Here is a 24,457-nt window from a genome sequence, read left to right on the forward strand (position 1 = left end):
TGGATTAGGTAGTAAAGGGGCGCCACAAAGGCTGCTACTCGTAACGGCGTTCCTCTAGGACATGATTGGTTGCATTTGTTTTATATTTGTAATACAATATGAACTATAAGGAGGTGTTTTATCGTGGCTAAAACTGCAAATATTAATGTTCGTATTGAACCAGAGGTTAAACGGAGAGCAGAAAATCTATTCAATAGTTTTGGAATTTCTGTTACTGATGCTATTAATATTTTTTTACACAAATCTATTATGGAGGGAGGTTTTCCTTTCATTATTAAACAACCAAGATATAACGCTGAAACGGAAGCGGCTATACATGAAGCACGCGATATTATCTCTGGTAACATTCAAACAAAAACATATAGTTCTACGAAAGAACTCTTTGATGAGTTAGAGGTGGAGGACTAACTTTTATGTTAAAGATCCAGGTATCGACGAAGTTTCGGAAGGATGTTAAAAGAATTAAAAGACGGGGGTATAATCTTTCGTTATTACAAGATATTTTAGACAAACTATGTGCTGAGGAGCCACTTGCACCTAAATACAGAGATCACGCACTTACTGGTTCATATAAGGGGTTTAGAGAATGCCATATTCAACCGGATTGGCTTTTAATTTATGCGATAGATGATGATAAACTTATTCTTGTGGCATCCAGAACAGGGACACATAGTGATTTGTTTGATATGTAGTTCGTCTCTTGTGACGCTATGCAGCCTTGTGGCGGTGTTAACTGAATATGATAAAGGGAAGCCCATGGCATACTCCTTCTCAAACGGTATTTCATAATGTTTGTTCAGGAGCACGCCATGGGCTTCTTGCATTTGTTTGATTTAGTCAGTAAGACCTGCCACAAAGGCTGCTACGCATAACGGCGTTCCTCTGGGGGATGGGCGCTTGTTTTTTTTGAAAAGGGTTATTATTGACTTCACTTTTTTTACGAGAAGGCCCCAAATATGGTATGATATAAGATACAGATAATACATAAGATATTCCTACATAGATAATAGGAGGGACCTACGTTGAGTAGTATTTTTGATATCATTGGACCGGTTATGATTGGTCCATCTAGTTCACATACAGCAGGGGCGGCACGACTAGGAAAAATGGCGTTGTCGATGTTTCATGAACGCCCTGAAAGTGTGACTATGACATTATATGGATCATTTGCGAAAACCTATCGAGGACATGGTACTAATCGTGCGTTGGTGGCAGGTTTACTTGGCATGGATGCAGATGATGCACGCATTCGTGACTCTTTGGAAATTGCAGAGCAAGAGAACTTTCAGTATACCTTTATCGAGTCTGAAGTGGATGCAGGTCATCCTAATACGGTGCGGTTCAATATGTACGGCAAAGACGGCAAGCATATGTCCGTTACAGGCTCCTCTCTAGGCGGTGGTCGAGTGGCGGTGACCAATATTGACGGCATCGATGTGGAGATTACCGGAGAAGAGCATCAAATTATTGTGTTCCATACGGATCAACCTGGTGTCATTGCAGGGGTTACCCACATTTTAGGCTTGGAAGATATCAATATTTCCAGTATGCGCGTGTTCCGCAAACGAAAAGGATCGGAAGCGGTCATGCTCATTTCCACAGACTCTGATGTAGATGCAGTGGCATTGCAACAGATTAAGGAAGTGGCGGGCATTTCTTCGGTGATGTATTTTGAGCCATTGGAATAGAGGAAACTATGAGTTATTTATACGATACAATTGAAGATATTGTGCGTCTTGCAGACCGTGAAAGTATTTCCTTTTCCGAAGTAGTATTGCGGGCGGAAATAGAGAGTACAGGTTCTACGAAAGAGGACGTGCTAGATGAGATACGGCGTCGTATTCAGATTTTCAAAGAATCTGTTCGTGACGGTATTGAAGATACAAGAAAAAGTAAGAGCGGCATGTCTGGTGGGCAAGCCAAACAATTAGATGAACGGAAGCCAGTCTTTTTGAGCGACCTTACATACCGTGCATTACGGTATGCTATTTCTGTGAATGAAGCGAATGCGAAGATGTTCCGTATTGTCGCATGTCCTACGGCAGGGGCTTGCGGAATTTTGCCGGGAGTCATGCAAGCAGTGGGAGAAGTGTACAACTGTGATGACCAAGCGTATATCAATGGCTTCTTAGCGGCGGCTGGGGTCGGTAATGTAGTGACGAATCAAGCTTGTGTAGCAGGTGCTGTGGGTGGCTGTCAAGCCGAAGTTGGTACAGCAGCGGCGATGGCAGCGGCTTGTGCTGTGGCTATGATGGGTGGCACTACGGAAGAAGTAGTAACGGCTATGACATTGTGCATGAAAAATGTGCTTGGCTTGGTCTGCGACCCAGTGGCAGGCTTAGTAGAAGTGCCTTGCGTGAAGCGGAATGGCATCTATGCGGTTCACGCCTTAGCAGCTGCAGAAATGGCGATGGCAGGCTTACGTAGCCGTATCCCAGCAGACGAGGTCATCGGTGCTATGGATTCCATAGGACGAGCGTTACCAGAAGCACTTCGCGAAACCAGTGAAGGCGGTTTGGCGCGAACAAAAACGGGAATGGACATAACCAATCGCTTGGCTCATCAGAAATAGAGAGGGTTAGTATGGGACGTTTAGCATATAGAGAAACAAGTGCGTATCAAGGGGCTCTGCGTATTTTGCAAACTTTACAAGAAGCACAACAGGAAGCGTATATTGTAGGTGGTGCGGTACGAGATATCCAGATGGGACGCATGCCCCATGATTACGACATTGTCACCTCCGCTATGCCAGAGGTGGTCATCGATGTATTGCGAACGGCTGGTTTTACTACGACCAATGTAGTAGGCGCCTCTTTTGGCGTGGTGGTCGTATCTTATGAAGAACATTCCTATGAGGTGGCTACCTATCGCAGTGAACAATATGGCGATGACAGCCATCGACCTGTAGCTGTACAATATCCATCTACCTTTTTAGAGGATGTGCGGCGACGAGATTTTACAATAAATGGTCTCGCTCTTACTGAAAGTGGGCAAATCCGAGATGAAGTCGGTGGGTTACAAGATATAGAACATCGCCGTTTGTGTACGATTGGCTCTAGCAAAGAGCGCTTTCAAGAAGATGCATTGCGCATGTTCCGATTATGCCGATTTGCAGGGCAATTAGGATTTTCTATTGACCCTAGTACGTGGGCAGGCATAGAGCCTAATTTGTATCGTGTGGAAGGATTGTCTCTAGAACGAGTGCGTATAGAAATTGAAAAAATGTTACTCAGTGACCACGTGGACCTGGCGTTAGATGCGTTGGTGCGCAGTCGTTTGAGTGACCAATATTGCCAACAAACCATAGAGGCGAAGCCTCGTCGTATTCCTATATTGCCGGAGTTAACCCATTTAGTAGATTTACCACAAGCGCCAGAACATCATGTACATGATGGGTGGCGTCATACGTTAGCAGTAGTAAAAGGAGTACCACAGAACCTCGTATTACGTTGGGCTGCCTTGCTCCACGATGTGGGAAAAGGTGTAGAAGGTGTTCGAGGCTTTCATAATGGGCGTATTACGGATCGTAATCATGATCGAGTGGGTGCTCAAATGACACGTGATATACTGACGCGTTTAGGCTATGCGAAAGAATTTGTCAATCTCGTGGTATGGCTTGTGGAACGACACATGCGCTTTCACTTTTATGTGGCTAATGCTTCTGCGGATTTGAGGAAATGGATGCAAAAAGAAGCAAGAGTTGGGGTATTTCGAGAAACCAAGGATCTAGTCATGGCTATGGAATATTTAAGAGTATTGGGCGTGGCAGATGTGATCGGCGGTGGCACGAAGGATCCACAACCATCAGATACGTATGGCAGTCGTATGGTGTCATTGGCACAGACCATGCCAGTGCATACGAAAGATTTACACTATGATAAAGGACTGCCAGCTTTGGTAGGCCCCTATGTAAAAGAAGTGATGCAAACGTTATTGCAACGTGTACAAAGTGGAGACATTTTAAACACCCCAGAGGCGTTACAGGAAGCAGGACTTGCGAAGTATCGTCGACTGAAAGAAAAGGAGTAGTAACCATGACAGTGCAAAAAGCACGAAAACAATTAGATGAATATGCGTTAAGAGGGTTTGCCATTATATTTGTGATTGCGTCGCTCATTGTATTGCGTTATGGATATATTCAAATTGTGGCTAATGATACCTATTCAAAACGCTTTTCTAATCAATTTATTACAGATCGAGTATTGCAATCTCCACGAGGCACTATTTTCGATCGTAACGGCAATCCCTTGGCATTGAGCGTCACAGTTAACTCTGTCAGTGCGGACCCAACGATGATGCGTGTGGTGGCTAAGAAAACACCAGAAGAAGTAGCAGATGTATTAGCTCCCTATGTGCGTATTTCCAGAGAGGAAATCATCAAACGACTGAATGAGGATACAGCCTTTGTGTGGATTGATCGACTCTTAGATGTGCCGAATTCAAATGGTATAGAAGCGGCCATTAAGGAAGCCAAGTTCAACTTTATTACCTTGCACAAAGAAAGCCGACGGTATTATCCTAATGATACCTTGTTAGCACCGGTCCTTGGATTTGTAGGATTCAATGAAGATGGGCAGGCTGATGCAGAAGGTAAAGCAGGACTTGAGGCGGCCTTAGATGATGTGATTCGCAGTAATGAAGTGAAAGTTAGTATTTATAATGATACGGCAGGTCGTCCTGTTTTTGAGTCTGTACAATCTCAGTTTTTACCAGATCAAGAAAAGTCTGTGAATCTTACCATTGATACAACTGTGCAGTTCATTGCTGAACGGGCTTTAGATAAAGCGATGGTGGAAACGAAAGCACGCAGTGCAGCGATGATCATTATGGACCCGAAAACAGGGGAAATCCTTGCGATGGCCAATAAAAATCGAGGCATGGCATCGGATGTGAATAAATTAAAGTTTGAAGATTATCGCAATAATGCGGTGGTAAGTATTTATGAACCAGGATCTACTTTCAAACCGATTATTGCAGCCTCCGCACTGGCAGCTGGAAAATGGCAGCTAGATACGGTGTACAATGATACGGGTACCATTGTGATTGATGGACATCCTATGAAAAACTGGGATGGCAAGGGCAGTGGTAAAGTACGATTGCTAGATATTTTGAAATATTCCATCAATACAGGTATGGCCTATTTGGGTACTACCACAGGTGGAGATATTTTAACAGACTATGTGAAACGATTTGGCTTTGGTAAAGCTACGGGTATTGAACTTCCGGCCGAAGGGGATGGCATCCTCTTTGATCCGAAGACAATGAGTAAGCTAGATACTGCGACTATGTCCATTGGACAAGGGATTGCGGTGACCCCATTGCAAATGGTGCAAGCCTTTGGAGCGCTGGCCAATGGCGGTAAAATGATGAAACCTCATATTATTAAATCCATTGTCAACCCAGATGGAACGACGTATAAAGAGGCACAAGATGTAGAGCAAGGCCAACCTATCCCTGAAAGTATTGCGAAACAGATTACAGATATTTTAGAGAAAGAAGTCTCTGAAGGGGGCGGACATAAGGCGTATGTAGAAGGCTATCAATTTGCTGGTAAAACTGGTACGGCGGAAAAATTAGATGCTGAACACGGTGGCTATTTGAACGGCCGTTATATTGCGTCCTTTATTGGGTATGGACCGGTAGAAGATGCCCAATTTGTAGCATTAGTTGTGATTGATGATCCAGCAGGAACTTTCTATGGCGGCCAAATTGCAGCACCTGTGTTCCAAGACGTGATGTCGCAATTAGTGCGGTACTATAAGCTTTCACCGACACGTAGTAAACATAGCGACAAAGATAAGGCCAAAGGGAACGCAAAAGTATTGACGGTTCATCGGAATCAAGATGGTTCGGTCATCGTACCAAACTTTACGGGACATGCCTATGGGGAAGTGCGCGATTGGGTGCATGAAGCGGGATTAACATTCAAGCCGAATGGTACAGGCTATGCGATTTCGCAAGAGGAAGCCGTAGGTAGTACGGTAGAACAAGGAGGATCCATAACGGTTCATTTTAGTCGTTAATGTAGATAGAATGCTTATACATACTATGATAGGTGTGAGATACTGATGTAATAGAAATTCTGAATGCGAGGATACCATGATAGAATTATTAGGAAAACCAGTGGCACAAGCTCGTAAGGCTGTGCTACAAGAGAACATGCAAGTGTTAGTCGATCAAGGCGTGACTATCACCCTAGGTATTTTGTTAGTTGGTGACGATAGTGCTGCTAAGATGTATGCTACTTTCATGGAAAAGGTAGCAAAAGGTGCAAATTTCGATACTGAATTGGTAGAATTGCCGGAAACAGCTACGCAAGAAGAGGTAGAAGCGGTGATTCACAAATTTAACGCAGATGAACGCATCTATGGTGTGTTGCCGTTAATGCCGATGCCAAAACATATTGACAGTGAAGCGGTGATTGGCGCCTTAGATCCAGCGAAGGATATTGATGGATTAACCACCTATAACATTGGGCTAGTTAGTTCCGGTAAAGGTGGATATGTGCCGTGTACACCGAAGGCGTGTATGGCTATCGTAGACCATTATGGCATTGAACTATCTGGCAAAAAAGTTGTTGTCTTAGGACGTAGCCAAGTGGTAGGTAAACCCGTGGCACTATTGGCGTTAGAACGAAATGCAACAGTGACCATCTGTCATTCTAGAACCCAAAACTTAGAAGCGGAATTAGCACAAGCTGACGTGGTCATTGCTGCGGTTGGTAAAGCGCACATGGTGCACGGAACCATGCTGAAAGAGGGCTGTGTTGTGATCGATGTGGGAATCAATGAGTTAGAAGGACAAACCGTAGGTGATGTGGACTTTGCCTCTGCTCGTGAAGTAGCATCTGCTATCACTCCAGTACCAGGTGGTGTTGGTTCTGTGACGACCACTATGATGTTAGAAGGATTATACGAGGCGTATTATGCACGAAATGGACATTGCTGAGGGAATTGTAGATGTGGCGCTAGATACATTGAAAGCCAATGAAGGCACCATCATTCATGCCATACAAGTGCAGATCGGTGCCTTGTCTGGGGTAGAGCCAGAGGCATTACATTTTTGTTTTGATGCGGTCACACAAGGAACAGCGGCAGAGGGAGCGAAGCTAGAGATAGAAACGATCCCTATGAAAGGACGTTGTTTAGATTGTCACCGAGAATTTTCAATGGAACAGTATCGCCATGTATGCCCACACTGTAACAGTTTTGCTGTAGAAGAATTGCAAGGTCGAGAATTGCGTGTGGCATCGATTGATATGGATTAAAGGAGTACTATGGAAGTACAAGTAATGACAAATGTATTGGCTAAAAATGATGCCATTGCAGAAACACTACAAGAACAATTTAAAGATAAACATATTTTGGTAATGAATTTATTGGGCTCTCCAGGAGCGGGGAAAACCTCCCTATTAGAGGCAACGTTGCAAACCTTGTCCAAGGACTATCGTATTGCTGTTATTGAAGGTGATTTGTTCACTGATAAAGATGCGGAGCGTATTCATGCCACAGGCGTATCAGTGATTCAAATTAATACTGTCGGTGGTTGCCATCTAGATGCGAATATGATTCGCGAGGCTATTGCCGAACTAGATTTGGACGCCTTGGACCTCATCATCATTGAAAATGTAGGTAACTTAGTATGCCCAGCAGAATTTTTTATCGGTGAAGATATGAAAGTAACGGTCCTCTCTATCACTGAAGGAGAAGATAAACCGTTGAAATATCCATTGATATTCAAAGAATCTTCTGCAGTTCTATTAAATAAAGTCGACTTATTGCCCTACGTGCCATTCAAAATGGACGAGGCCATTCGAGATATTCAATCCTTACAACCAGGTGTGCCTATTTTCCAAGTGAGCTGTACGCAGGCAGAAGGGCTTTCACCGTGGATTACTTGGGTGAAAGAAAAATTAGAGGAGCGACGTAACAATGAAAGCTAATTGGAAAGCTACCATAGCGGCTATGGCAGTCGTAGGCTTGGTGGGGTTACAACCACAGCTTGCACTAGGTGAAGATGCTAGTAGCAGTACTATACATAAACAGGCAGAATCTGTTGTTTCTGAGCAAGATACCGCTGGGAATTCCGCTGTTGAAAAAAACGTAGAAACAGCAGAGCAAGGAAAAACTGTATTAGAGATGAAAGCTGCGGGTACTGCTATGCAGCGGAAGGTAACAGTAGGAACAGTGACCCTTGATTTGACGCCAAACCATGTGGCAGAAGATATGGCGGTGCGAAAATTTTTGCAAGAGAAAAAAGCTTCCTTTGTGGAAGATGATGAAGAAAATTTAGAATTGGTAGGAACTACTTTCACAGCGAAGCGCATACCGGAACTTGTCATTACGGACACATTTGTGAACGCTCTCAAAGAAGAAGCTAAAGCCCGAGTGGAAGCGAAACAACGTGAACCATGGACATTCCCAGATGTGGATGTGTTGAAAGAAAAACTAGAGGCTATTGGTAAAAAGAAACCAGTTGATACGCATGCTAGTGAAATGTTGGATGCGGATGGTGCCGATGATGCAGATGATGTTACTGATGTAGGCACAACAAGGAAGAAAGATTCCACATTGGTAGGGCATGATTCACTAGAGGCGCCATCTGAAGTGGAGAATACAGCAGAAAAAGATAGTTCCGAAACAGCTAAGGAATCTAACCATAGTAAAGCTGACAGTACAGTAGACCATAAGGTTTCTGATAAGGTTAAAAAACCTATCGAAGATAAGAAGGATAGTAAGGATGCAAAACAATCGAAAGCTCCTAAGTATCCTATTGAACTATTATGGACGGATAAGGCTAACATTTTTTTGCATGAAGATGTTCATGTGGGAGCCACACGTAGCGAAGTGCTCTTTGCTTGGGGGGCACCGCAGGCTATGTGGCGGGATAACAAAGATGGTTCATTGCTGTGGCTATATCGAGGTATGTTTGGTGAAGAAAAAACTATAACGAAAAATAAAAAAAGTTCTATGCAAAAAGAGGAGTTTTCACATTCAGTGAAGAATACTTATACTAGTGACTCTTTAGCAGGTTCTAACAGTTCTGTGGGTTATGTGTGGCTTTCATTGAAAGATGGGAAAGTGACACATTTGGGAATGATTACGGGTCAAGACTGGCCTCGTTTTGCTATACCAGCCACTACATTAGAAACGTTTAAGCCAAATACAATGACGGAATCAGATTTCTCGTTGATGGGTTACCGATTAGGCGACACATTTACCAATGATCCTAACCGATCTTGGGAAGAGCGGGGAAAACTGTATGGTCAGGAATTTTTAGGTTATAAGGATGTAGTTATCGCATATAACAAGGAACACGAAATCACTCGTGTCATGATCAACTCATCGCTTGGTACGACGAAACGCGGCATTTCACTGGGAGATTCTAAATACTTACTGCTCTATCTCTACGGAGTGCCAGATTTTGAAGAACCTGCTAATCATCATGATAGCACTAAAGGCGTAGTCTACGGCTATCGTCATCCGGTGCTAGAACATACCTATTTGTTATTTACATTAGATGATAAATTTGTTAGAGAAATATTATTGTCAAACCAAAAGAAAAGCGAACTTGTTTCGGCTATGTAGCCTGTGGCTTTCTTACTTGAATTATGTAAAGGGAAGACCGTAACACACCCCTTCTCAAGCTATACAGTGGTTATAATTACATAAATTTAAGACCCCCGTAGCTATGCGTATCTACGGGGGTTTCTAATTTTTGATTTGCTCTAATTTTACGCATTTTCTAGACGGTTGCTCAACCGTTGCTCAACCTTTTGGAGACTATCACCGAACGGAAGTTTATTCACGGCATCGATATACTGATCAATTGTTTTATGAGTATAAACTCCCTGAGTGATATTATTCTGTGTAGAATGCCCTACGATGTTTTTGATGATAATTTCGGGGATACTGTAATCGCTACATAACGTGATGAATGTATGGCGAGTATCATGTGGCTTGCGTCTATCCATCTCCAATCGCTCGCATATTTCGGTCAATTTTCTTCTATATCCATCTTGTCCAATAATGCCATCCATTAAGCATATTGAACGCTTAAATTTTGCTGTGGCGTATAACTCCTGGATGAATGGAGCGATGCATTCAGCAATAGGGATGATGCGGTCACGCCCTGCATCGGTCTTTGAACCGCCTACCATGTACCGTTCCTTCAAGTGAATATCATCCACCTTCATATGTAAGAGTTCGTTTAATCGAACTCCAGTGTAAATATAGATAAGAATGATACGGACAATTTGCTCATCCTGGTGTAACCATAATTGGTGAATATCTTCCTCACGAAATGGAGTTGCCTTCTTAATAGATGTAGCATTCTTGCTGATAATAATATCTTTCATGTAATTTTTAACGAGCACTTCATTTTTAATGGCTATATTGCAAGTTTTAATCAATGTTGATTTTATAACCTCTTGATATGATTTGCTGTATGTAAACTTATCAAAAAATGGTTGTACATGAGCTGTCCTTAGAACTGTGATATCCATTGGTAGAATGGGCTTCATCATCTTTTTAACAGCATGAATTACCTCTATTCGCCCTGCTGAAAGTCCCTCGCGCTCGGCTTCTTCAAAGTACCATTGAAAGCACTGCTCAACGGTAATCACTCGTTTTTTCTCCAATGCGGTAGGATCATTGGAGAATAGAGCCAATGCCTCGTAGGCTTCCTTTTGGCTAGCATAGGTGCCTAGGGTTTTACGGATTGGCTTGCCATCATCAGTCCATCCAGTCGTGATGACTGCACGGAATGGCTTGCGCAGCTTTTTATGTTTCATCTTGTAAACGGAGCCTGATCCGTTTGAGCGTTTTAATGCCATAAAAAATAACCACCTTTCATGTGTAGCAAATACACCTAAAAAGTGGTACAATATATGTGTTGAATATATGTGGATGTACCACCCTTTAGGTATGTTCAGAATTTACCTCTCCAGTTGGCGCTGGGGAGGTATTTTTTTATTTTAGATGTTTACAGAATTACACGCCTTACAAACTATTACCTTGTTTTAATTTTATGAGTGTTAATATGCCAATCTATAGGAAATCCTAGTTTTTTATAAATATCATTTATAGAAATTGAAATTAACTTATTGTTTAAACGTCTAAATAATTTAAGAACCTTATTATGTAAAGCTGCATACTCTCGTTCACTAATAAAGCATTGTAAAATTAAAAACACAGAATACACCGTATCTTGACGGTCAGAAGGAGTAATATTATATCTAGGGTGTAAATGAGACCAGAATTTACAAGCATTTTTACATTTAAAATCAATTAAGCGATTGGTGTGAGCGCAAACATTACGTATATCGTTAATAGTAGCTATAAATGAAATTAATGCTTCTGGCGTTAAGGGATCAGTGATAGGGTTTACATAGCAATGTATGAAAGTATATAAATCTTTCGCAATTGTACTTTGAAGAGATTTACCTAAGTTTAAAATAAAATATCGTAAATCTCCAAAGTCAAGATAGTTAATAAGTACCCATAAAGGGACGTCTTGATGTTGATTGATATAATGAAAAATGGAGGTCCCTTTTCTTTTCGAGTGTTTCAAAATAATTTGAGATAGCTTTGAAATTGTTGAAACAGCTTCTATTTTTCTATTAGGAGCATAACAGTTAATATCTAGATATGCATACTGCATGTTAGAGTATGCCTCAGAAAAACGATGAGAAACGATAGCTTTTAAATGAGTTTCTGCATGGATAATAGCTTGGAATAATGCTCTTTTTAGATCAAACTCAATAGTGTATAAGTCGGTTATTTCGCTTAAATGAGTATTATTAGAAAAAGTATTATTAGTACGTGGGAAAAAACAACCATATCCATTGATAATATTATAATAATTTTGTGTTAACAGATAATCTTTGGCTCGTTGTTCATCATCAACAATTAGTCCACGACTAGTCAATATATTTACTTGCTCATCAATTGATTTGAATGGTTTCAAAAAAAATAACCCCCTCTATTACTTAATATAATAGAGAAGGTTATTTTCCATACAGGCCCCCTGAGGGAAAACATCTGCACTTATCTTTGTCTCTATTATATGGAACAAGGCATAAAATGTCAATAATAAAAAATATGATTTAAAAGTAGTATAAGTTGTGCTACTTGATTGGTGTACATTTTGTTGACCTCAACAAATTCGTGCGGATACCCATTATATAGGGATCTCTCTTACTTCATCACCGTGGAGTAAGGGAGTTTTTTAATCTACAAACTGATAGAAGAAGTTTATTTCATCTTCGTTGAATCCAGTTTCATTTCCATGCAATAGGGATTCTATTAGCCCTGCATGCATGTCTTGCGTAAAATGTCCTTCCATGATGTGGCACACCTCGTGGGCGATGCTCTCTCTTAATACATCAATAGGCTTGTTCTTATTAACTAATATGGTGTAACAATCTGTATCCTCACTCGTGCATAGTGTAGCGTTGATTGAGCTTGGCAAGTCGTGGTAGATGATCGTTATGTTATAAATGATTATTTCCCCCTTAATCGTTTCACCAAATCAACCACATAATCTAAGTCTTCATCGCTTAAATCCTTCGCAGCATCTAGCAAAATACCCTCTTGCGTTCTTGCATATTCTGCTTTGGCGTTTACTGCGGGGTCGATATAATACTCTGTAGAAGTGCTGGATTCTATAGAGTAATCAGAAAATCGAGGGTCGATTTCAGACTTATTTACATTAAAGAAATTAGCAATTTTTTCTATATTCCCAGGAATCGGCAATGATCTTCCTTTGATATATCCTGTTAAAGTACTAGGTGGGATACCAGTTGCTTTTGATAAATCTACTTGCTTACATTTGTTAATGCGTAGCAGATTATTTATATTTTCAGATATTACTTTCATCTGAGCTAATTCATGTGGGGTTAGTTCCCCTCGACCTCTTGCCATTGTATTTCCTCCTTACGCATCTTATAGTTATATAATAACGTATTAAATCGTATTTGTAAATAAAAATTGCGTAAAAAATACGAAATATTTAGAACTAATCGTTGACATGCGAATTAATTCGTACTATAATTGGTGCAGGAGATATGGAAAGGAGGAATGCGTAATGTCAAAGTTTACGCTAAGAGCAATTAGAGTTAATTATAACTTAAGCGCTCATGACGTTTCTAATGCGGTAGGAATACACTATCAAACATTATTAAAATATGAAAATGATAGCACTAGGATTCCATTAGATTTACTGAAAAAATTGTCTGATTTTTATAAAGTAAAAATGGATGATATTTTTTTAGGTAAAAAATACGAATTAAAACGTATTAGTGCAAGTTAAAAACAACGGAAGTGAGGTGATGAGATGAGCAAAGAAAAAGAGGAATCAATCATTATAAAAGAAAAAGATGGATACCAAACACATCAGATTATAATCGTTAGATATTGGAAATTATTACAAGGGATAGAAATGATACTTTTTACATTGTCACTAGTAATAGTCCCGTATGAATCGCCCGAGTATTGGAAATTGTGGATAGCACATATCTTGATTACTTTATACATCCTTTATAAAAGGTATTGAATCGGTGTAAAAAAATTGAGCCCCTTGGTAAGAGACTCAATAAATAACTATATTTAAATTATTTTATCTAACATAAAATCGAATAGCCTTGAGCAAATACGATTCAATAAACAAAGAAAAATCCACTTAGCAACATCTTCTTTTTTCACATTTTGAATTTTGTTGGCACATATTTTCACATATTTATTAAACCAATTTAGATATGCTTCGTCTTTAATAATTGTATCAATAACTTCTTCTTCAGCTGGTGAAAGCTGGATGTTACTTTCAAAGCTTGAAAGGTCCTCAAAGACTTTGACATCATTATTTAAAACGATGAAATCAGTAATAGAAGTATCTGCAAGTGTAAGTTTAATATTGTTTAGAATTGCTTGGTATTCAACCATGGGTTGCATAATTTTATGTATCTGTTGTAACTGCTCAAACCCAGTAGCTATACGATCAAGTGAAGACATATTGGCAATCATCGCATTATTTGCAGATTGTGCGATAGACATCATATTCAAGTATGGTTGCATAGCAATTTGAAGAGGTTCTAGAGCAGTCATAACATTTTGGTTTACAAAACGGTTATTTATTGAAAAATATTTTTCCCACATGTCGCGATGTGCGAAATATTTTTCAATAGGCGATGGCTGTAAATAATCTTTTATAGTACCCATATAATCACCCCCTTTCATGGTGATTATAGCACAGAATGGAAAAGGAGGTGGGAATATGGCTACAGAAAAAGAGCCCCTACAAGAGAGGCTCGTTACAAAAAAAGATTTATACATGATAGCAAACCAAATTGTGGTCACAATATTGGGATATGCTTTAGCATTTTTTAATACCCCCAATAGTGACATAGTGTTTTATGGATTATTATCACTAGCTGTTTTTTCGCACTTAGTATTAGCCTTGCCTTTATTCTATAAATCTAGAAAAAGCCACTAGAATGGAGGCACAGTAATCAGGAGGTGGTTAGATGTATTTAAATGACAAAAATTTTAGAAAGTCATTGATACAAGATATTACAGATAAGATAGATAACATCTTATTAGGAATATCCTTTGGGGCAAGTATTATCTGCTTAGTTATCAGCTTAATCATTCTAGTAATGTTATCAACGAAATAAAGCATAGGCAGAAAAGAACAAAGCTACTATAGAAATAACAATAGGGACAATTCTAAGTATTCTATCTTCTATACGTACTTTACGGCGTTTAGCATAATCAAAATCATAATCTTCAATAGCTTTGATTCCTAGCTCCGTAATAGAAATAAAAGAAGTTCGGTGAGTTTTGGAAATACCTTCGTCACTTCGAATAGTTTCATAGTGAAAACGAATATAAGAAGTATTAGGAATAGCTTCATACGGAAATGATTTACGCTCAGGAGTAGAAAATAAAGTAATTCTATATTCAATAGATTTAAAAGAGTTGAACTCTTCTAATACTTCGTGAAAATGAATTTTACGATGTCGATTGGCTAGTAAGTATTTCAGAATATTCACATCAATAGTAGTTAGTTGATTGTAAGGAATCATATAATCACCACCTTTCACGGTGATTATAGCACAAATAGTTTAGGGAGGGAATTTTATGAAGGTAACACCAGCGCATATTGCTGAGATTATGAATGTCTCAGCTCAATTTGTTCGGTGCGGTTTACGTGCTAATAAATGGGAATGGGGTGATGCCGTGCAGATGCATGGCAAAACGTACACATATTACATCTACTGGCATAAGTTCAAGGAATGGTGGGGAGTAGATGAAAAAGTTAAAAAACTCGACCAAAGTCTTCAATATCTGTAATATCCGATGGAAATCGAGTGGAAATAATGAAGAAGACATGTAAGATTTGTGATGAAAAGAATAAAAGAACAAGGGCATATGTACGATGTGCTATGCATCAAGGAACAATCTGCATGGAGCACTGTGAACATTGCAGATACAGATACACATCAAGGGGCAGTACACACTGCACATATAAAGAAGGAGGCAATACACATGAAAACCAATAATTTTAAGCCACGATGGGGAAGAATCATCGGCGCCATTATTATCGTATTGGCATTGATTATGGGTGCTGTACAAGTATTTAGTGCAGACACGGAAGAAGTTACAACAAAGAAAACAATCACCGTTATGTACCAGGTGGAAGAGGGCGACACACTGTGGTCTATTGTGAAAGATTTAATGGGTGAATCTGTGAATGTACAACAGGTAATCTATCAAATCAAACAAGATAATAAAATCCAAGACACCCTTAATGCAGGGCAGGTAATTAAAATTCGGATGCCAAAGCAATGAACGACTTACTCATTGAATTACATGAATTACGTAGAGGGATGAATCAAGCCCTACGAATTGCCAAAGAACGAGGAATGGACTTGGCAGAAAAAGAAGCCACCTACAAGGTGGCCAAAGGGAAATTAGTATTATGTGAACGAGAAAATAAAACGCCAGTATCGGTAATCAATGATATCGTGCTGGGGGATCCTGTTATTAGTACATTACGGAAAGAACGGGATATTGCCAAAGTACTGTATATAAACGCACAAGAGGCAATCAATGTAAGAAAATTGGAACTACGTATAGTAGAAGCACAGCTAGGAAGGGAATGGAATGCGACAACGTAAGGGTTTACAACTGAGAACACCATTGAAGCGGTACACACCATTAGCCAAACGAGGAAAGAAAGGGGCGGAGTATGAAAAAGAATTAAATCGCATGCGAAAACAAGTGCGTGAAAGAGATGATGATAGGTGTATATTATGCATGAAACCATACCACGAGATTCACCATATTGTGCCAAGGTCAGCTGGTGGAACAAACGATTTAGACAATTTATGCTGCCTATGTTGGGAATGTCATCACACCAGGGCACATGGGAGCGATGCAAAAAAAATACAAAAAATCTTGCAAGCGATAATTAAAATAAAAAAATAGAGCACACGAATGTGCTCTATCGTTTTGCAGACATATGGTCATACAAAATAACTCACATATAGTATACAATATGTTTGCAAAAATTGCTATAGATAGCGGTCTTAAGCCGTTATTTATAACTTGATAGTATATATTATTAAGTCAGACATGAAGGAATACTATGCGTAAAAGAAAGATAATCAAAACAAGAAATATGCAGTTCACATGGGATTATCTTACGGGTAGATCCTACGTTAAGGGAAAGGGTAGAAGAAAAAAAGAAAATGTAAGCCCAGAGGCAATAAAAAAATATAATGCCAAACGGGCAGAGGTAAAATTATGCGCTTTGATAGATACAAATTTCGTACCAATGGACTGGTATTTGACATTTACATTTAAAGAAAAGGTGACATTTGAAGATGCAAAGCACTATATGCAGAATATGATAAAGCGCATGCAGAGGTTGTATAAGAAGAATGGTGCCAATCTAAAATATATCTACGTAGTGGAAGGTGTGAACAGGGTACACTTTCACATGCTCATAAACAACGCATTTCCTATGACAACGGAGATGATAGAAAACATATGGTCACATGGATATGTAGACATGAGAGTGTACCATGGCAAGGCAGAAGATGCCACAGCTTTAGCATCGTATTTGTTAAAGGAAACGAAAACAGAGAATCCTGAAAAGCTGGAAGTATTTAAAAGAAGGTGGTACGCAAGTACGAATTTAGAGAAACCAAAAGAAAGTACAAGAACTTTGGCATCGAATCGGTGGAGTGATGATATTCACGTACCAGATGGATATTACTTAGATAAGGATAGCCTAGTGGAAGGGGTAAACCTAGAAGGATACCCGTACAGGTTCTATCGATTAATTAAACTTGACCCAAGGAGGAACAGATGGAAAACGTAAACCAAGTAACGATTGCGGGGCATTTGGTAAAAAGTGCTGAATTGCGATATACAACAACGGGGAAACCAGTAGCGGCATTTGTGGTGGCCACCAATAAAAGAATTTCAGAAGAAAAACAAATCGTATCATATATTCCAGTAAACGCATGGAATCAGGCAGAAGAGTTAGGGGCATTAGTAAAAGGTGATGCGGTGCTAGTAACTGGAGAGTTGCGCACAGGATCATACGAAAAGAATGGACGGACCATTTATACCTGGCATGTGCAAGCATCGAATGTCATGGTGGCGCCATTTGTCAATAATAAAGGAAATGGAAGCGGAAACTTTGATTCATTCGCAGATGAACGTAGAGATGAAATACCATTCTAAGGGGGAAGTATGGGACGAAAAAAGGAACATAAGAAAGCCAAGACGTGCATCCACAGCCATGGAATGAATGAAAAAGGAATCGTACGCACTACAATGGAATGCCCATACCACATTCACAATGTAATGGTGGGCAGAATGCATGTTGTGTTGGCCAATAAATGCGACACGTGCAAAAGTTACCAAAAACGGAAGGAGAAATGAGATGATTATTCGTAAAATCTCAGTATTTGATGGAGTACAGAAATTCGAATACGTGAAAGAAATTGATACGGGCGGAAAATGTGGATATTCGATGACAGTACGGGAAGATGGACGTGAGTCATTTTATAATGCCTGGAACGACCTTCAAAAAATCATTGATGGTCATACTACAAATGCAAAAGACATTCCAGTATTTAATGGCACAACAGTAATTTTAAAACAAATTGGTATCAAATATTTAGAAACGAATGTACAGGGTAAAATCATGCGTATTCCTTCCTACATTAAAGCTAATGGATTGGTAGGAACGAAACAAACAACATTGAAATTTGAAACGGGATGGATTGCGCTGAATGAAACAGAAGTTATACTGGTAGAAATAATGATAAAGGAAACGGCTTTATTTATTAAAGGCCGTAGGGCACAAGAACAGTTATTTGAAGATGTACAGTAGGTGGCACAATGAATGATAAAAATAAGGTCGGATTGAAACCTTGCCCATTCTGCAACAATAAGGGAGTTCGCACAGTGGTAGGAGTAGGCACGGGAACGAAGCATAACATGGTGGTATGTGACTTGTGTGGAGTAACGGTATCATTCCAAGATAGTCCACAATACTTACAAATGGTTAAAGCATGGAACCGTAGATAGGAATAGCAATGAATATAGCGATGTTCCGATTGATATGGGGCAAGAATTGCAAAGAAATAATGAAAGATGTAGACATGACAGAAGATGAGGCAAGGATAGTAGATAATATACTAAATGAAAGTAGTGAAGAAATCTTACAAAAAATAAAGGAGCATAACAATGCAAAGAAAATGCCAAAGATGCAATAAGATATTCACACCGGCTAACTATTTGGCTAAATTCTTCTGCATATGAAGTAGAAATTAAAGGGTGGTGATATGAATGAAAGTAAAAATTAAAAAGACACATCCAAATGGGAAGATTCCAAAATATACGACATTCGTTCTTTACAGTGCAGAATCGGTGAGGTTTGATTATAATGAGCAAAAAGCCGTCAAATTAGGGGTTAAAATGGAAATACCAAAAGGGCATGTTTTGCTGCTATTTCCTGGGCCTGAACTTGGGAAGCACACAGGATTCCGAATGGTTAATGGCGTTGATGTAATTGACAGTGATTATACAGGAACGATATATATACTTTGCGAGAATATCCATTCACAAATTGATTACATCGGGGAAGGTAAAGGGATAGCAAAAGGTATGATCGTAAAAATTCCTGAAGTAGAGTTCGAAGAAGTAGAAGAGTTATTGTACACTGACAGTGATAATAGCAGGTTTGGCAACACTGGAGTATAAAAATGACAGAGTATGAAATACACGAATTAAAAGAAGAAGTCTTAGATTTAACCGTGACCATGGCATACTGGCAAGGTGAACATGATGAAAAATTCAAAGAGGTTATGGATAAGGCATGGGAGTTATTAGTGAAGCTAAGACCATTCATAAGTGAATACGAATATTGGGAACTCTATGATTATTATGACCAAGCAATTATATGGGATTGATTACATGGAGCTACATATGATGCGGAAGGTAATTTCATTAGAGAGTAAATAAGAGGGCGAGGGGATATGTTGACCATACAGGAAATGATGACAAAGATTAAAAATTTAAACAGAGACATCGACTATGTTTATAAACAACTGCAACAAATGAAATCACAAATAGACGGATTACGAGCCACAGATTATTCAGCATGTCATGTCGATGGTGGAATGCCCACAGATATTGCAGATAGGATTCATAGAATAGAAAAAAGACGATTAGAATTAATCGCCTTACAAAAAGAACTATATGAGTTTTTAGAAACCATCAACGATATTTTAGATAGTATGCCAGATCAAACCTATGCTATCGTAATACGACAACGGTATCTATTCCATGAGAATTGGAGAGACATTGCAGGCATGATAGGAGTTAGCCGTGAGTGGTTACGAAAAAAAATACATCCTATTGCTGTAAAAAAATTTGAGGAAGAGTTGGCACGAGTTGGCATAGTTGGCAAAAACAAATGATATAATAGTAATGTAAAGATTTTACACAAATCTACTTTTATAAAACACTAAACACACACAAGAAATGACGTCATTAGCTGGACGTCATTTTTTGTATCCAGTATAATATAGAATTGCTATACTTAGACAAAAATGAAGCGGTAAGATGAAAGGAGAAAACATGGAACATTACATACAAGTCATTATTATGTTGGCGCCTGGATTCATTGCAAAAGAAGTGAGCAAATGGTTAGGATATGTGCAGTTAAAGCATACTGCAATGGAACAAGTATTAGACTATTTTTTATATAGTGTATTCACCATGGCTCCTACCTTATGGGTGTTATATCTATGGGGATATAACATAGAGTATTTACCAATAGATATAAAGAGTGCAATAGTGTATGCAATAATTTCTTTATTCAGTGGTTGCCTAGTAGGGGCTATATGGGCCTTGTACGTAAAGCACATGATTCAAAGGCTAATTGATTGGGTTACATTAAAAAGATTTGGTTATGTATATGTACAAGAAAAAACGTTGATTGATAGCAACCTTATGGATGGACAAGACCATTTTATAGAAGTGATTAGGGATGGAAACCGAATTGCATTAGGACGGTTTGAGGGGATTACATTTAAGGATGATGAAAATTATATTTTAAAAGTAAATAGCCACCCTGTATATGAAGAGTGGCTAGAAAATACGAGATGGGAAGAACACTTTCAACATAAATGTAAGTACATAGATGCAACCCATAATATTGAGATTGTAGAGTATTACTTCCCAGATGGTTTTTTCTCAAAATCGTTTGATATAAAAAAGGTAGCTACTTCGATGGAGACGGAGTAGTTACCACAGGTGGAGATGGTGGATTATCTGGATGTTGTACTGGTTTAGATTGTCCGCCACTTCTTTCTTCCTTCGCATAAAAAAGATAATGCATATAAATCCTCCTTTCTATCATTCTATAATTATATCAAAAAAATAAAAAAGTTAATTATATTAGTTGACAAAATAAACAAGATAAGATATAATATAAACATAAGGTAAAGAAAGGAGGTAAACATATGGAATGGTGGAAAATTTACCAAGAAATAAAAGAAGCCGTTAGCTTCATAACCGATTTAATAACCATCATCACAGTAACGAGTGCATTTATAAGATGGATTAAAAAGAAAATGAAGTAACGGCGAGGGGAGCTTGCTCCCCTAATCTTTTCACTATAGTATACCATATGTACAAGGTATGACAAAATTTGAAATTGTGTTTTCCATATGTATCAGTATTAGCTTAGTATTACGAGACTATGAAAACCAAGGGTGGTTTGGTTGGATAGCAACAGTTTGTGGAGTGCTGTACTTAGTATTAATGGCAAACAAGCTATATGACATGAAATATAAAAAATAATATTATATAGCGATAGTTGCAACAGGAGAAATACAAGCAATGACTGAAAAGAATAATGGTTGGGGTGGTGTTCGTGAAGGAGCAGGTCGCAAGGTTGGATGGAGAAAAGGATTCTCTGAAGAACGGAAGCAACGGCAAGTACGAGCCCATGAAGACGAATGGGAAATGATTAAAGAGTTTGTGCAAATCGTAAAGAAAGATAAAGAACGAGCACGACGGATGTTAGAAACAGAATAAGGAACAAGGACGCTTAGAAATGGGCGTCCTTTTCTATTGCATGGAAAGAGGTGAGCATATGACGGATGTGCACTGTAGTAAAAAACAATGCTTAAACAATGTTAGAGGATGGTGTAGGGCTAAAGCAATACATGTAGATGGTATGTGCAAGTCATATGCTCCTGCATCGTCATTGATCAATAAGAAGAACACAAACATAGTGAAGCGGTCAGGACGATACAAACAAGGGCCAAGTGATGTACTGAAATAAGGGTAGACTTTCAAAAAAGGGGTATGCTTATAAAAATGAGTGAGGGTATTTTTAAAAACTTCTATAACTCAAGACGATGGCGAGGATGTGCAAAAGCCTATGCCAAGTCAAAGCTACATATATGCGAACGATGTGGCGGATATAAAACAGGCACTAAGGATGATGGTTCACGGCAACGATGGGTAGTGCATCATAAAAAACCAATGGATGCCGTGACGATACAAGATGATAACCTTGCGTATGGTTGGGATAACCTTATGTTCTTATGTATTGAATGCCACAACGCTATACATCATGAGATGGATACATATAGCAGGCATATATCGTTGACCAGTGGCGGTGACCTGCTACATGCTCGTAGACGTGAGGTTTCATTCGATGAGAATGGAGATGTAATTTATATCAATGATGTTGATAAGCTAGATAGGAACACCCCCCCATAAGGTAGCCTGAAGAAGGGAAAAATGCACGCCGGGGGCGCAGATTCGTAGAACATACAGGCCTCGCACGTGAGGGGTGTAGTTAACAATAGGGAGAAAGGAGGTTTAGACGGTTGACAAATGATGAAAAAGCCAAGGCGAAAAAGAAGAGAATATCTGAATATAACAAGACTTTCAAAGAATTATCGAAAGAAAAAAAGCAGTTAATCAAAAAAGCTATTGAGCAGGCAGTACATATGGAATTTCAACTGGATGAGCTCCAAATGGCCCTTGAAAAAGTCGGATTTGTTGAAGAATATCAAAATGGAAATAACCAATATGGCAAAAAAGAAAGCACTGAATCAAAGGCCTATAACCAGTTGATGAAGAACTATACAGCCGTTGTGAAGATTCTACTTGCTGAATTGCCACGCACTACGCCAGTTGATGAAGATGATGAATTTAAAGAGTTCTTGATGAAGCGGGTGAGCAATCGATGAACCCTATTAGAGAATACTACAACGCTATCGTAGATGGTGAGGTAGTCACATCGGATCGAGTGAGACGGGTGTATAAACATTTGGTAGAAAAGCTAGAGAATCCAGGGCAATATATTTATGACAAAGACCGTGCAGCGCTTGCAGTAGATTTTATAGAAATGTTTTGCAAGCATTCTAAGGGGAAATGGTCAGGTAAGCCTGTTATATTGGAATTATGGCAAAAGGCATTAGTGAGTGCCTTGTTTGGTTTTATAGATAAAGATACAAAGCTTCGTGAGTATACGGAGCTTATTTTAATTGTGGCACGTAAAAACGGTAAGTCCACATTATCTGCTGCTATTGGATTGTATTTATTGATAGCTGATGGTGAGATGGGTGCCGAAATCTACAGTGCAGCAACAAAACGTGACCAAGCCAAAATCATATGGGAAGAATCAGCCAATATGATTAAGAAGTCAAAGTCATTAAGCCGTGTATGCAGCATTCGTGTGAACAAAATTATTAGTGGCACGAATGAAGGGAAATTTATTCCACTTTCATCGGAATCGAATAGCCTTGATGGATTAAACGTACACGGGGCGCTAATAGATGAGTTACACGCCATCACAGATAAGAACCTCTATGACGTTATCGTAGACGGTATGAGTGCACGTGAACAGCCATTGACGGTAATTACATCTACGGCAGGGACTGTGCGTGAAAATATCTACGATATTAAGTACGATGAGGCATGTCAAGTAGTCGATGGATATGATGACCCAGAGGGATACCAAAATGAACGAATCTTACCAATTGTTTATGAATTAGACCAACGTAAGGAATGGACTGACCCTAGTTGTTGGCAAAAGGCTAACCCTGGTCTAGGGACCATCAAAAAAATAGAGCAACTGGCGGATAAGGTTAAGACGGCGCAGAACAATCCTATTTATGTCACAAATCTATTGACCAAAGATTTTAATGTGCGGGAAACATCGAGCGAAGCATTCCTTACATTCGAGCAACTAAACAATACAAGTGAGTTCGAGATAAGAGAATTAAAGCCACGGTATGGTATTGGTGGAATTGACTTATCAGCTACTACGGATCTTACATGCGCCACAATGTTGTTTATGGTGCCTAATGATCCTGTGAAGTATGTAAAGCAAATGTATTGGATACCAGAAGAGGTATTTGATAAGCGTGTGGCAGAGGACAAAGTACCATATGATGTTTGGTATAAACGTGGATTCATTCGTAAGTCACCAGGTAATAGAATAGATTACCGATTGATTGTGGATTGGTTCACGGAATTGCAACAAGAGGATGACATCTATTTGTATAAATGTGGTTATGATGGTTGGAGCGCAGCTTATTTTGTGGAAGATATGAAAAATGAGTTTGGTCGCTCCGTCATGGAAGCGGTTATACAGGGTAAAAAAACACTTAGTGGTCCCATGAAGGCCCTTGGAGCAGAGTTAGAGGGTAAACGTATTAACTATGGGAATAACCCCGTTCTAAAGTGGTGTATGGCCAATGTAGAAATAGACGTTGACCGCAATGGGAATATACAGCCAGTCAAATCGATTCATGCGAAGAAACGTATAGATGGTTTTGCATCGCTGTTAGATGCCTACGTGCAATACGAGCGTTGCCAGGAAGACTATCACAACATTATATAAAGGAGGT

Annotated in this window: 34 protein-coding genes; 29 read left to right on the forward strand and 5 right to left on the reverse strand. The window is 39.3% G+C overall.

What is annotated here, in order from left to right; translation table 11 throughout:
- Window positions 1–123 precede the first annotated feature (123 nt).
- From EO118_RS05000 to EO118_RS05045, 10 genes are all read left to right on the forward strand, one after another.
- On the forward strand, window positions 124–408 hold the full coding sequence (locus tag EO118_RS05000) for a type II toxin-antitoxin system RelB/DinJ family antitoxin (protein ID WP_127068919.1): 285 nt from the start codon (window positions 124–126) through the stop codon (window positions 406–408).
- Between the two features lie 5 nt (window positions 409–413).
- A complete protein-coding gene (locus EO118_RS05005) occupies window positions 414–692 on the forward strand; it encodes a type II toxin-antitoxin system YafQ family toxin (RefSeq protein WP_127068920.1) in 279 nt (92 codons plus the stop codon).
- A gap of 330 nt (window positions 693–1,022) precedes the next feature.
- On the forward strand, window positions 1,023–1,688 hold the full coding sequence (sdaAB, locus tag EO118_RS05010) for an L-serine ammonia-lyase, iron-sulfur-dependent subunit beta (protein WP_127068921.1): 666 nt from the start codon (window positions 1,023–1,025) through the stop codon (window positions 1,686–1,688).
- Between the two features lie 8 nt (window positions 1,689–1,696).
- On the forward strand, window positions 1,697–2,572 hold the full coding sequence (gene sdaAA / locus EO118_RS05015) for an L-serine ammonia-lyase, iron-sulfur-dependent, subunit alpha (RefSeq protein WP_127068922.1): 876 nt from the start codon (window positions 1,697–1,699) through the stop codon (window positions 2,570–2,572).
- Window positions 2,573–2,583: 11 nt separating this feature from the next.
- Window positions 2,584–4,029 (forward strand): CCA tRNA nucleotidyltransferase, encoded by a 1,446-nt coding sequence (locus EO118_RS05020; RefSeq protein ID WP_127068923.1) that lies wholly within the window; start codon window positions 2,584–2,586, stop codon window positions 4,027–4,029.
- A gap of 5 nt (window positions 4,030–4,034) precedes the next feature.
- Window positions 4,035–6,023: a penicillin-binding transpeptidase domain-containing protein gene (locus tag EO118_RS05025; protein ID WP_127068924.1), complete on the forward strand. Its 1,989-nt coding sequence runs from the start codon at window positions 4,035–4,037 to the stop codon at window positions 6,021–6,023.
- A 76-nt stretch (window positions 6,024–6,099) separates the two neighbouring features.
- Window positions 6,100–6,948, forward strand: coding sequence for a bifunctional 5,10-methylenetetrahydrofolate dehydrogenase/5,10-methenyltetrahydrofolate cyclohydrolase (locus EO118_RS05030; RefSeq protein ID WP_127068925.1), 849 nt, complete (start codon window positions 6,100–6,102; stop codon window positions 6,946–6,948).
- Entirely contained in the window at window positions 6,926–7,267 is a 342-nt protein-coding gene (gene hypA, locus EO118_RS05035) for a hydrogenase maturation nickel metallochaperone HypA (RefSeq protein WP_127068926.1), read from the forward strand. Before EO118_RS05030 ends, hypA begins: the two co-directional genes overlap by 23 nt.
- Before the next feature lie 9 nt (window positions 7,268–7,276).
- Window positions 7,277–7,942, forward strand: a complete 666-nt coding sequence (hypB, locus tag EO118_RS05040) for a hydrogenase nickel incorporation protein HypB (protein WP_127068927.1) — start codon at window positions 7,277–7,279, stop codon at window positions 7,940–7,942.
- A complete protein-coding gene (locus tag EO118_RS05045; RefSeq protein WP_127068928.1) occupies window positions 7,932–9,587 on the forward strand; it encodes a hypothetical protein in 1,656 nt (551 codons plus the stop codon). The genes hypB and EO118_RS05045 overlap by 11 nt, the downstream gene beginning before the upstream one ends.
- A 146-nt stretch (window positions 9,588–9,733) precedes the next feature.
- On the opposite strand, the gene EO118_RS05050 is transcribed toward EO118_RS05045, so the two are convergent.
- The 3 genes from EO118_RS05050 to EO118_RS05060 form a co-directional block, all read right to left on the reverse strand.
- Entirely contained in the window at window positions 9,734–10,834 is a 1,101-nt protein-coding gene (locus EO118_RS05050) for a tyrosine-type recombinase/integrase (protein ID WP_127068929.1), read from the reverse strand.
- 176 nt (window positions 10,835–11,010) lie between these two features.
- Window positions 11,011–11,967, reverse strand: coding sequence for an Abi family protein (locus EO118_RS05055; RefSeq protein WP_127068930.1), 957 nt, complete (start codon window positions 11,965–11,967; stop codon window positions 11,011–11,013).
- 536 nt (window positions 11,968–12,503) lie between these two features.
- Window positions 12,504–12,923, reverse strand: coding sequence for a helix-turn-helix transcriptional regulator (locus EO118_RS05060; RefSeq protein WP_127068931.1), 420 nt, complete (start codon window positions 12,921–12,923; stop codon window positions 12,504–12,506).
- 163 nt (window positions 12,924–13,086) lie between these two features.
- Between EO118_RS05060 and EO118_RS05065 the strand changes: the two genes are divergently transcribed.
- Entirely contained in the window at window positions 13,087–13,311 is a 225-nt protein-coding gene (locus EO118_RS05065; RefSeq protein ID WP_127068932.1) for a helix-turn-helix transcriptional regulator, read from the forward strand.
- A 296-nt stretch (window positions 13,312–13,607) separates the two neighbouring features.
- On the opposite strand, the gene EO118_RS05070 is transcribed toward EO118_RS05065, so the two are convergent.
- The gene (locus EO118_RS05070; protein ID WP_127068933.1) at window positions 13,608–14,216 is read right to left on the reverse strand and encodes a hypothetical protein; all 609 of its coding nucleotides are present in this window, start codon (window positions 14,214–14,216) and stop codon (window positions 13,608–13,610) included.
- A gap of 55 nt (window positions 14,217–14,271) precedes the next feature.
- On the opposite strand from EO118_RS05070, the gene EO118_RS05075 reads away from it, so the two are divergent.
- Window positions 14,272–14,490, forward strand: coding sequence for a hypothetical protein (locus EO118_RS05075; protein WP_127068934.1), 219 nt, complete (start codon window positions 14,272–14,274; stop codon window positions 14,488–14,490).
- Window positions 14,491–14,659: 169 nt separating this feature from the next.
- On the opposite strand, the gene EO118_RS05080 is transcribed toward EO118_RS05075, so the two are convergent.
- Window positions 14,660–15,082 carry a hypothetical protein gene (locus EO118_RS05080; RefSeq protein WP_164726249.1) on the reverse strand — a complete coding sequence of 141 codons (423 nt, stop codon included), beginning with the start codon at window positions 15,080–15,082 and terminating at the stop codon, window positions 14,660–14,662.
- Between the two features lie 55 nt (window positions 15,083–15,137).
- Between EO118_RS05080 and EO118_RS05085 the strand changes: the two genes are divergently transcribed.
- From EO118_RS05085 to EO118_RS05165, 17 genes are all read left to right on the forward strand, one after another.
- Window positions 15,138–15,350 carry a hypothetical protein gene (locus tag EO118_RS05085; RefSeq protein ID WP_127068936.1) on the forward strand — a complete coding sequence of 71 codons (213 nt, stop codon included), beginning with the start codon at window positions 15,138–15,140 and terminating at the stop codon, window positions 15,348–15,350.
- A gap of 195 nt (window positions 15,351–15,545) precedes the next feature.
- Window positions 15,546–15,848, forward strand: a complete 303-nt coding sequence (locus EO118_RS05090; RefSeq protein ID WP_164726250.1) for a LysM peptidoglycan-binding domain-containing protein — start codon at window positions 15,546–15,548, stop codon at window positions 15,846–15,848.
- Window positions 15,845–16,177, forward strand: coding sequence for a hypothetical protein (locus EO118_RS05095; RefSeq protein ID WP_127068938.1), 333 nt, complete (start codon window positions 15,845–15,847; stop codon window positions 16,175–16,177). The genes EO118_RS05090 and EO118_RS05095 overlap by 4 nt, the downstream gene beginning before the upstream one ends.
- Window positions 16,164–16,487 carry an HNH endonuclease gene (locus EO118_RS05100; protein WP_127068939.1) on the forward strand — a complete coding sequence of 108 codons (324 nt, stop codon included), beginning with the start codon at window positions 16,164–16,166 and terminating at the stop codon, window positions 16,485–16,487. The genes EO118_RS05095 and EO118_RS05100 overlap by 14 nt, the downstream gene beginning before the upstream one ends.
- Before the next feature lie 160 nt (window positions 16,488–16,647).
- Window positions 16,648–17,385, forward strand: coding sequence for a hypothetical protein (locus EO118_RS05105; RefSeq protein WP_127068940.1), 738 nt, complete (start codon window positions 16,648–16,650; stop codon window positions 17,383–17,385).
- Window positions 17,373–17,753, forward strand: coding sequence for a single-stranded DNA-binding protein (locus EO118_RS05110; RefSeq protein WP_127068941.1), 381 nt, complete (start codon window positions 17,373–17,375; stop codon window positions 17,751–17,753). The genes EO118_RS05105 and EO118_RS05110 overlap by 13 nt, the downstream gene beginning before the upstream one ends.
- Window positions 17,754–17,762: 9 nt before the next feature.
- Window positions 17,763–17,954 carry a hypothetical protein gene (locus EO118_RS05115; RefSeq protein ID WP_127068942.1) on the forward strand — a complete coding sequence of 64 codons (192 nt, stop codon included), beginning with the start codon at window positions 17,763–17,765 and terminating at the stop codon, window positions 17,952–17,954.
- Window position 17,955: 1 nt separating this feature from the next.
- A complete protein-coding gene (locus EO118_RS05120; RefSeq protein ID WP_127068943.1) occupies window positions 17,956–18,408 on the forward strand; it encodes a hypothetical protein in 453 nt (150 codons plus the stop codon).
- A gap of 8 nt (window positions 18,409–18,416) precedes the next feature.
- Entirely contained in the window at window positions 18,417–18,605 is a 189-nt protein-coding gene (locus tag EO118_RS05125; protein ID WP_127068944.1) for a Lar family restriction alleviation protein, read from the forward strand.
- A 261-nt stretch (window positions 18,606–18,866) separates the two neighbouring features.
- The gene (locus EO118_RS05130) at window positions 18,867–19,280 is read left to right on the forward strand and encodes a hypothetical protein (RefSeq protein WP_127068945.1); all 414 of its coding nucleotides are present in this window, start codon (window positions 18,867–18,869) and stop codon (window positions 19,278–19,280) included.
- Between the two features lie 2 nt (window positions 19,281–19,282).
- Window positions 19,283–19,489 carry a hypothetical protein gene (locus EO118_RS05135; RefSeq protein ID WP_127068946.1) on the forward strand — a complete coding sequence of 69 codons (207 nt, stop codon included), beginning with the start codon at window positions 19,283–19,285 and terminating at the stop codon, window positions 19,487–19,489.
- Between the two features lie 66 nt (window positions 19,490–19,555).
- Window positions 19,556–19,999, forward strand: a complete 444-nt coding sequence (locus EO118_RS05140; RefSeq protein ID WP_127068947.1) for a hypothetical protein — start codon at window positions 19,556–19,558, stop codon at window positions 19,997–19,999.
- Window positions 20,000–20,159: 160 nt separating this feature from the next.
- Window positions 20,160–20,828: a hypothetical protein gene (locus tag EO118_RS05145; protein WP_127068948.1), complete on the forward strand. Its 669-nt coding sequence runs from the start codon at window positions 20,160–20,162 to the stop codon at window positions 20,826–20,828.
- A gap of 597 nt (window positions 20,829–21,425) precedes the next feature.
- Window positions 21,426–21,623: a hypothetical protein gene (locus tag EO118_RS05150; RefSeq protein WP_127068949.1), complete on the forward strand. Its 198-nt coding sequence runs from the start codon at window positions 21,426–21,428 to the stop codon at window positions 21,621–21,623.
- Between the two features lie 285 nt (window positions 21,624–21,908).
- Window positions 21,909–22,316 carry an HNH endonuclease gene (locus EO118_RS05155; protein ID WP_164726251.1) on the forward strand — a complete coding sequence of 136 codons (408 nt, stop codon included), beginning with the start codon at window positions 21,909–21,911 and terminating at the stop codon, window positions 22,314–22,316.
- A 110-nt stretch (window positions 22,317–22,426) separates the two neighbouring features.
- A complete protein-coding gene (locus EO118_RS05160; protein ID WP_127068951.1) occupies window positions 22,427–22,792 on the forward strand; it encodes a hypothetical protein in 366 nt (121 codons plus the stop codon).
- Window positions 22,789–24,450 carry a terminase large subunit gene (locus tag EO118_RS05165; protein WP_127068952.1) on the forward strand — a complete coding sequence of 554 codons (1,662 nt, stop codon included), beginning with the start codon at window positions 22,789–22,791 and terminating at the stop codon, window positions 24,448–24,450. The genes EO118_RS05160 and EO118_RS05165 overlap by 4 nt, the downstream gene beginning before the upstream one ends.
- Window positions 24,451–24,457: the final 7 nt, after the last annotated feature.

Origin of the sequence: Veillonella sp. 3891 (genome assembly GCF_003992315.1) — a bacterium.
Taxonomy (GTDB): Bacteria; Bacillota; Negativicutes; order Veillonellales; family Veillonellaceae; genus F0422.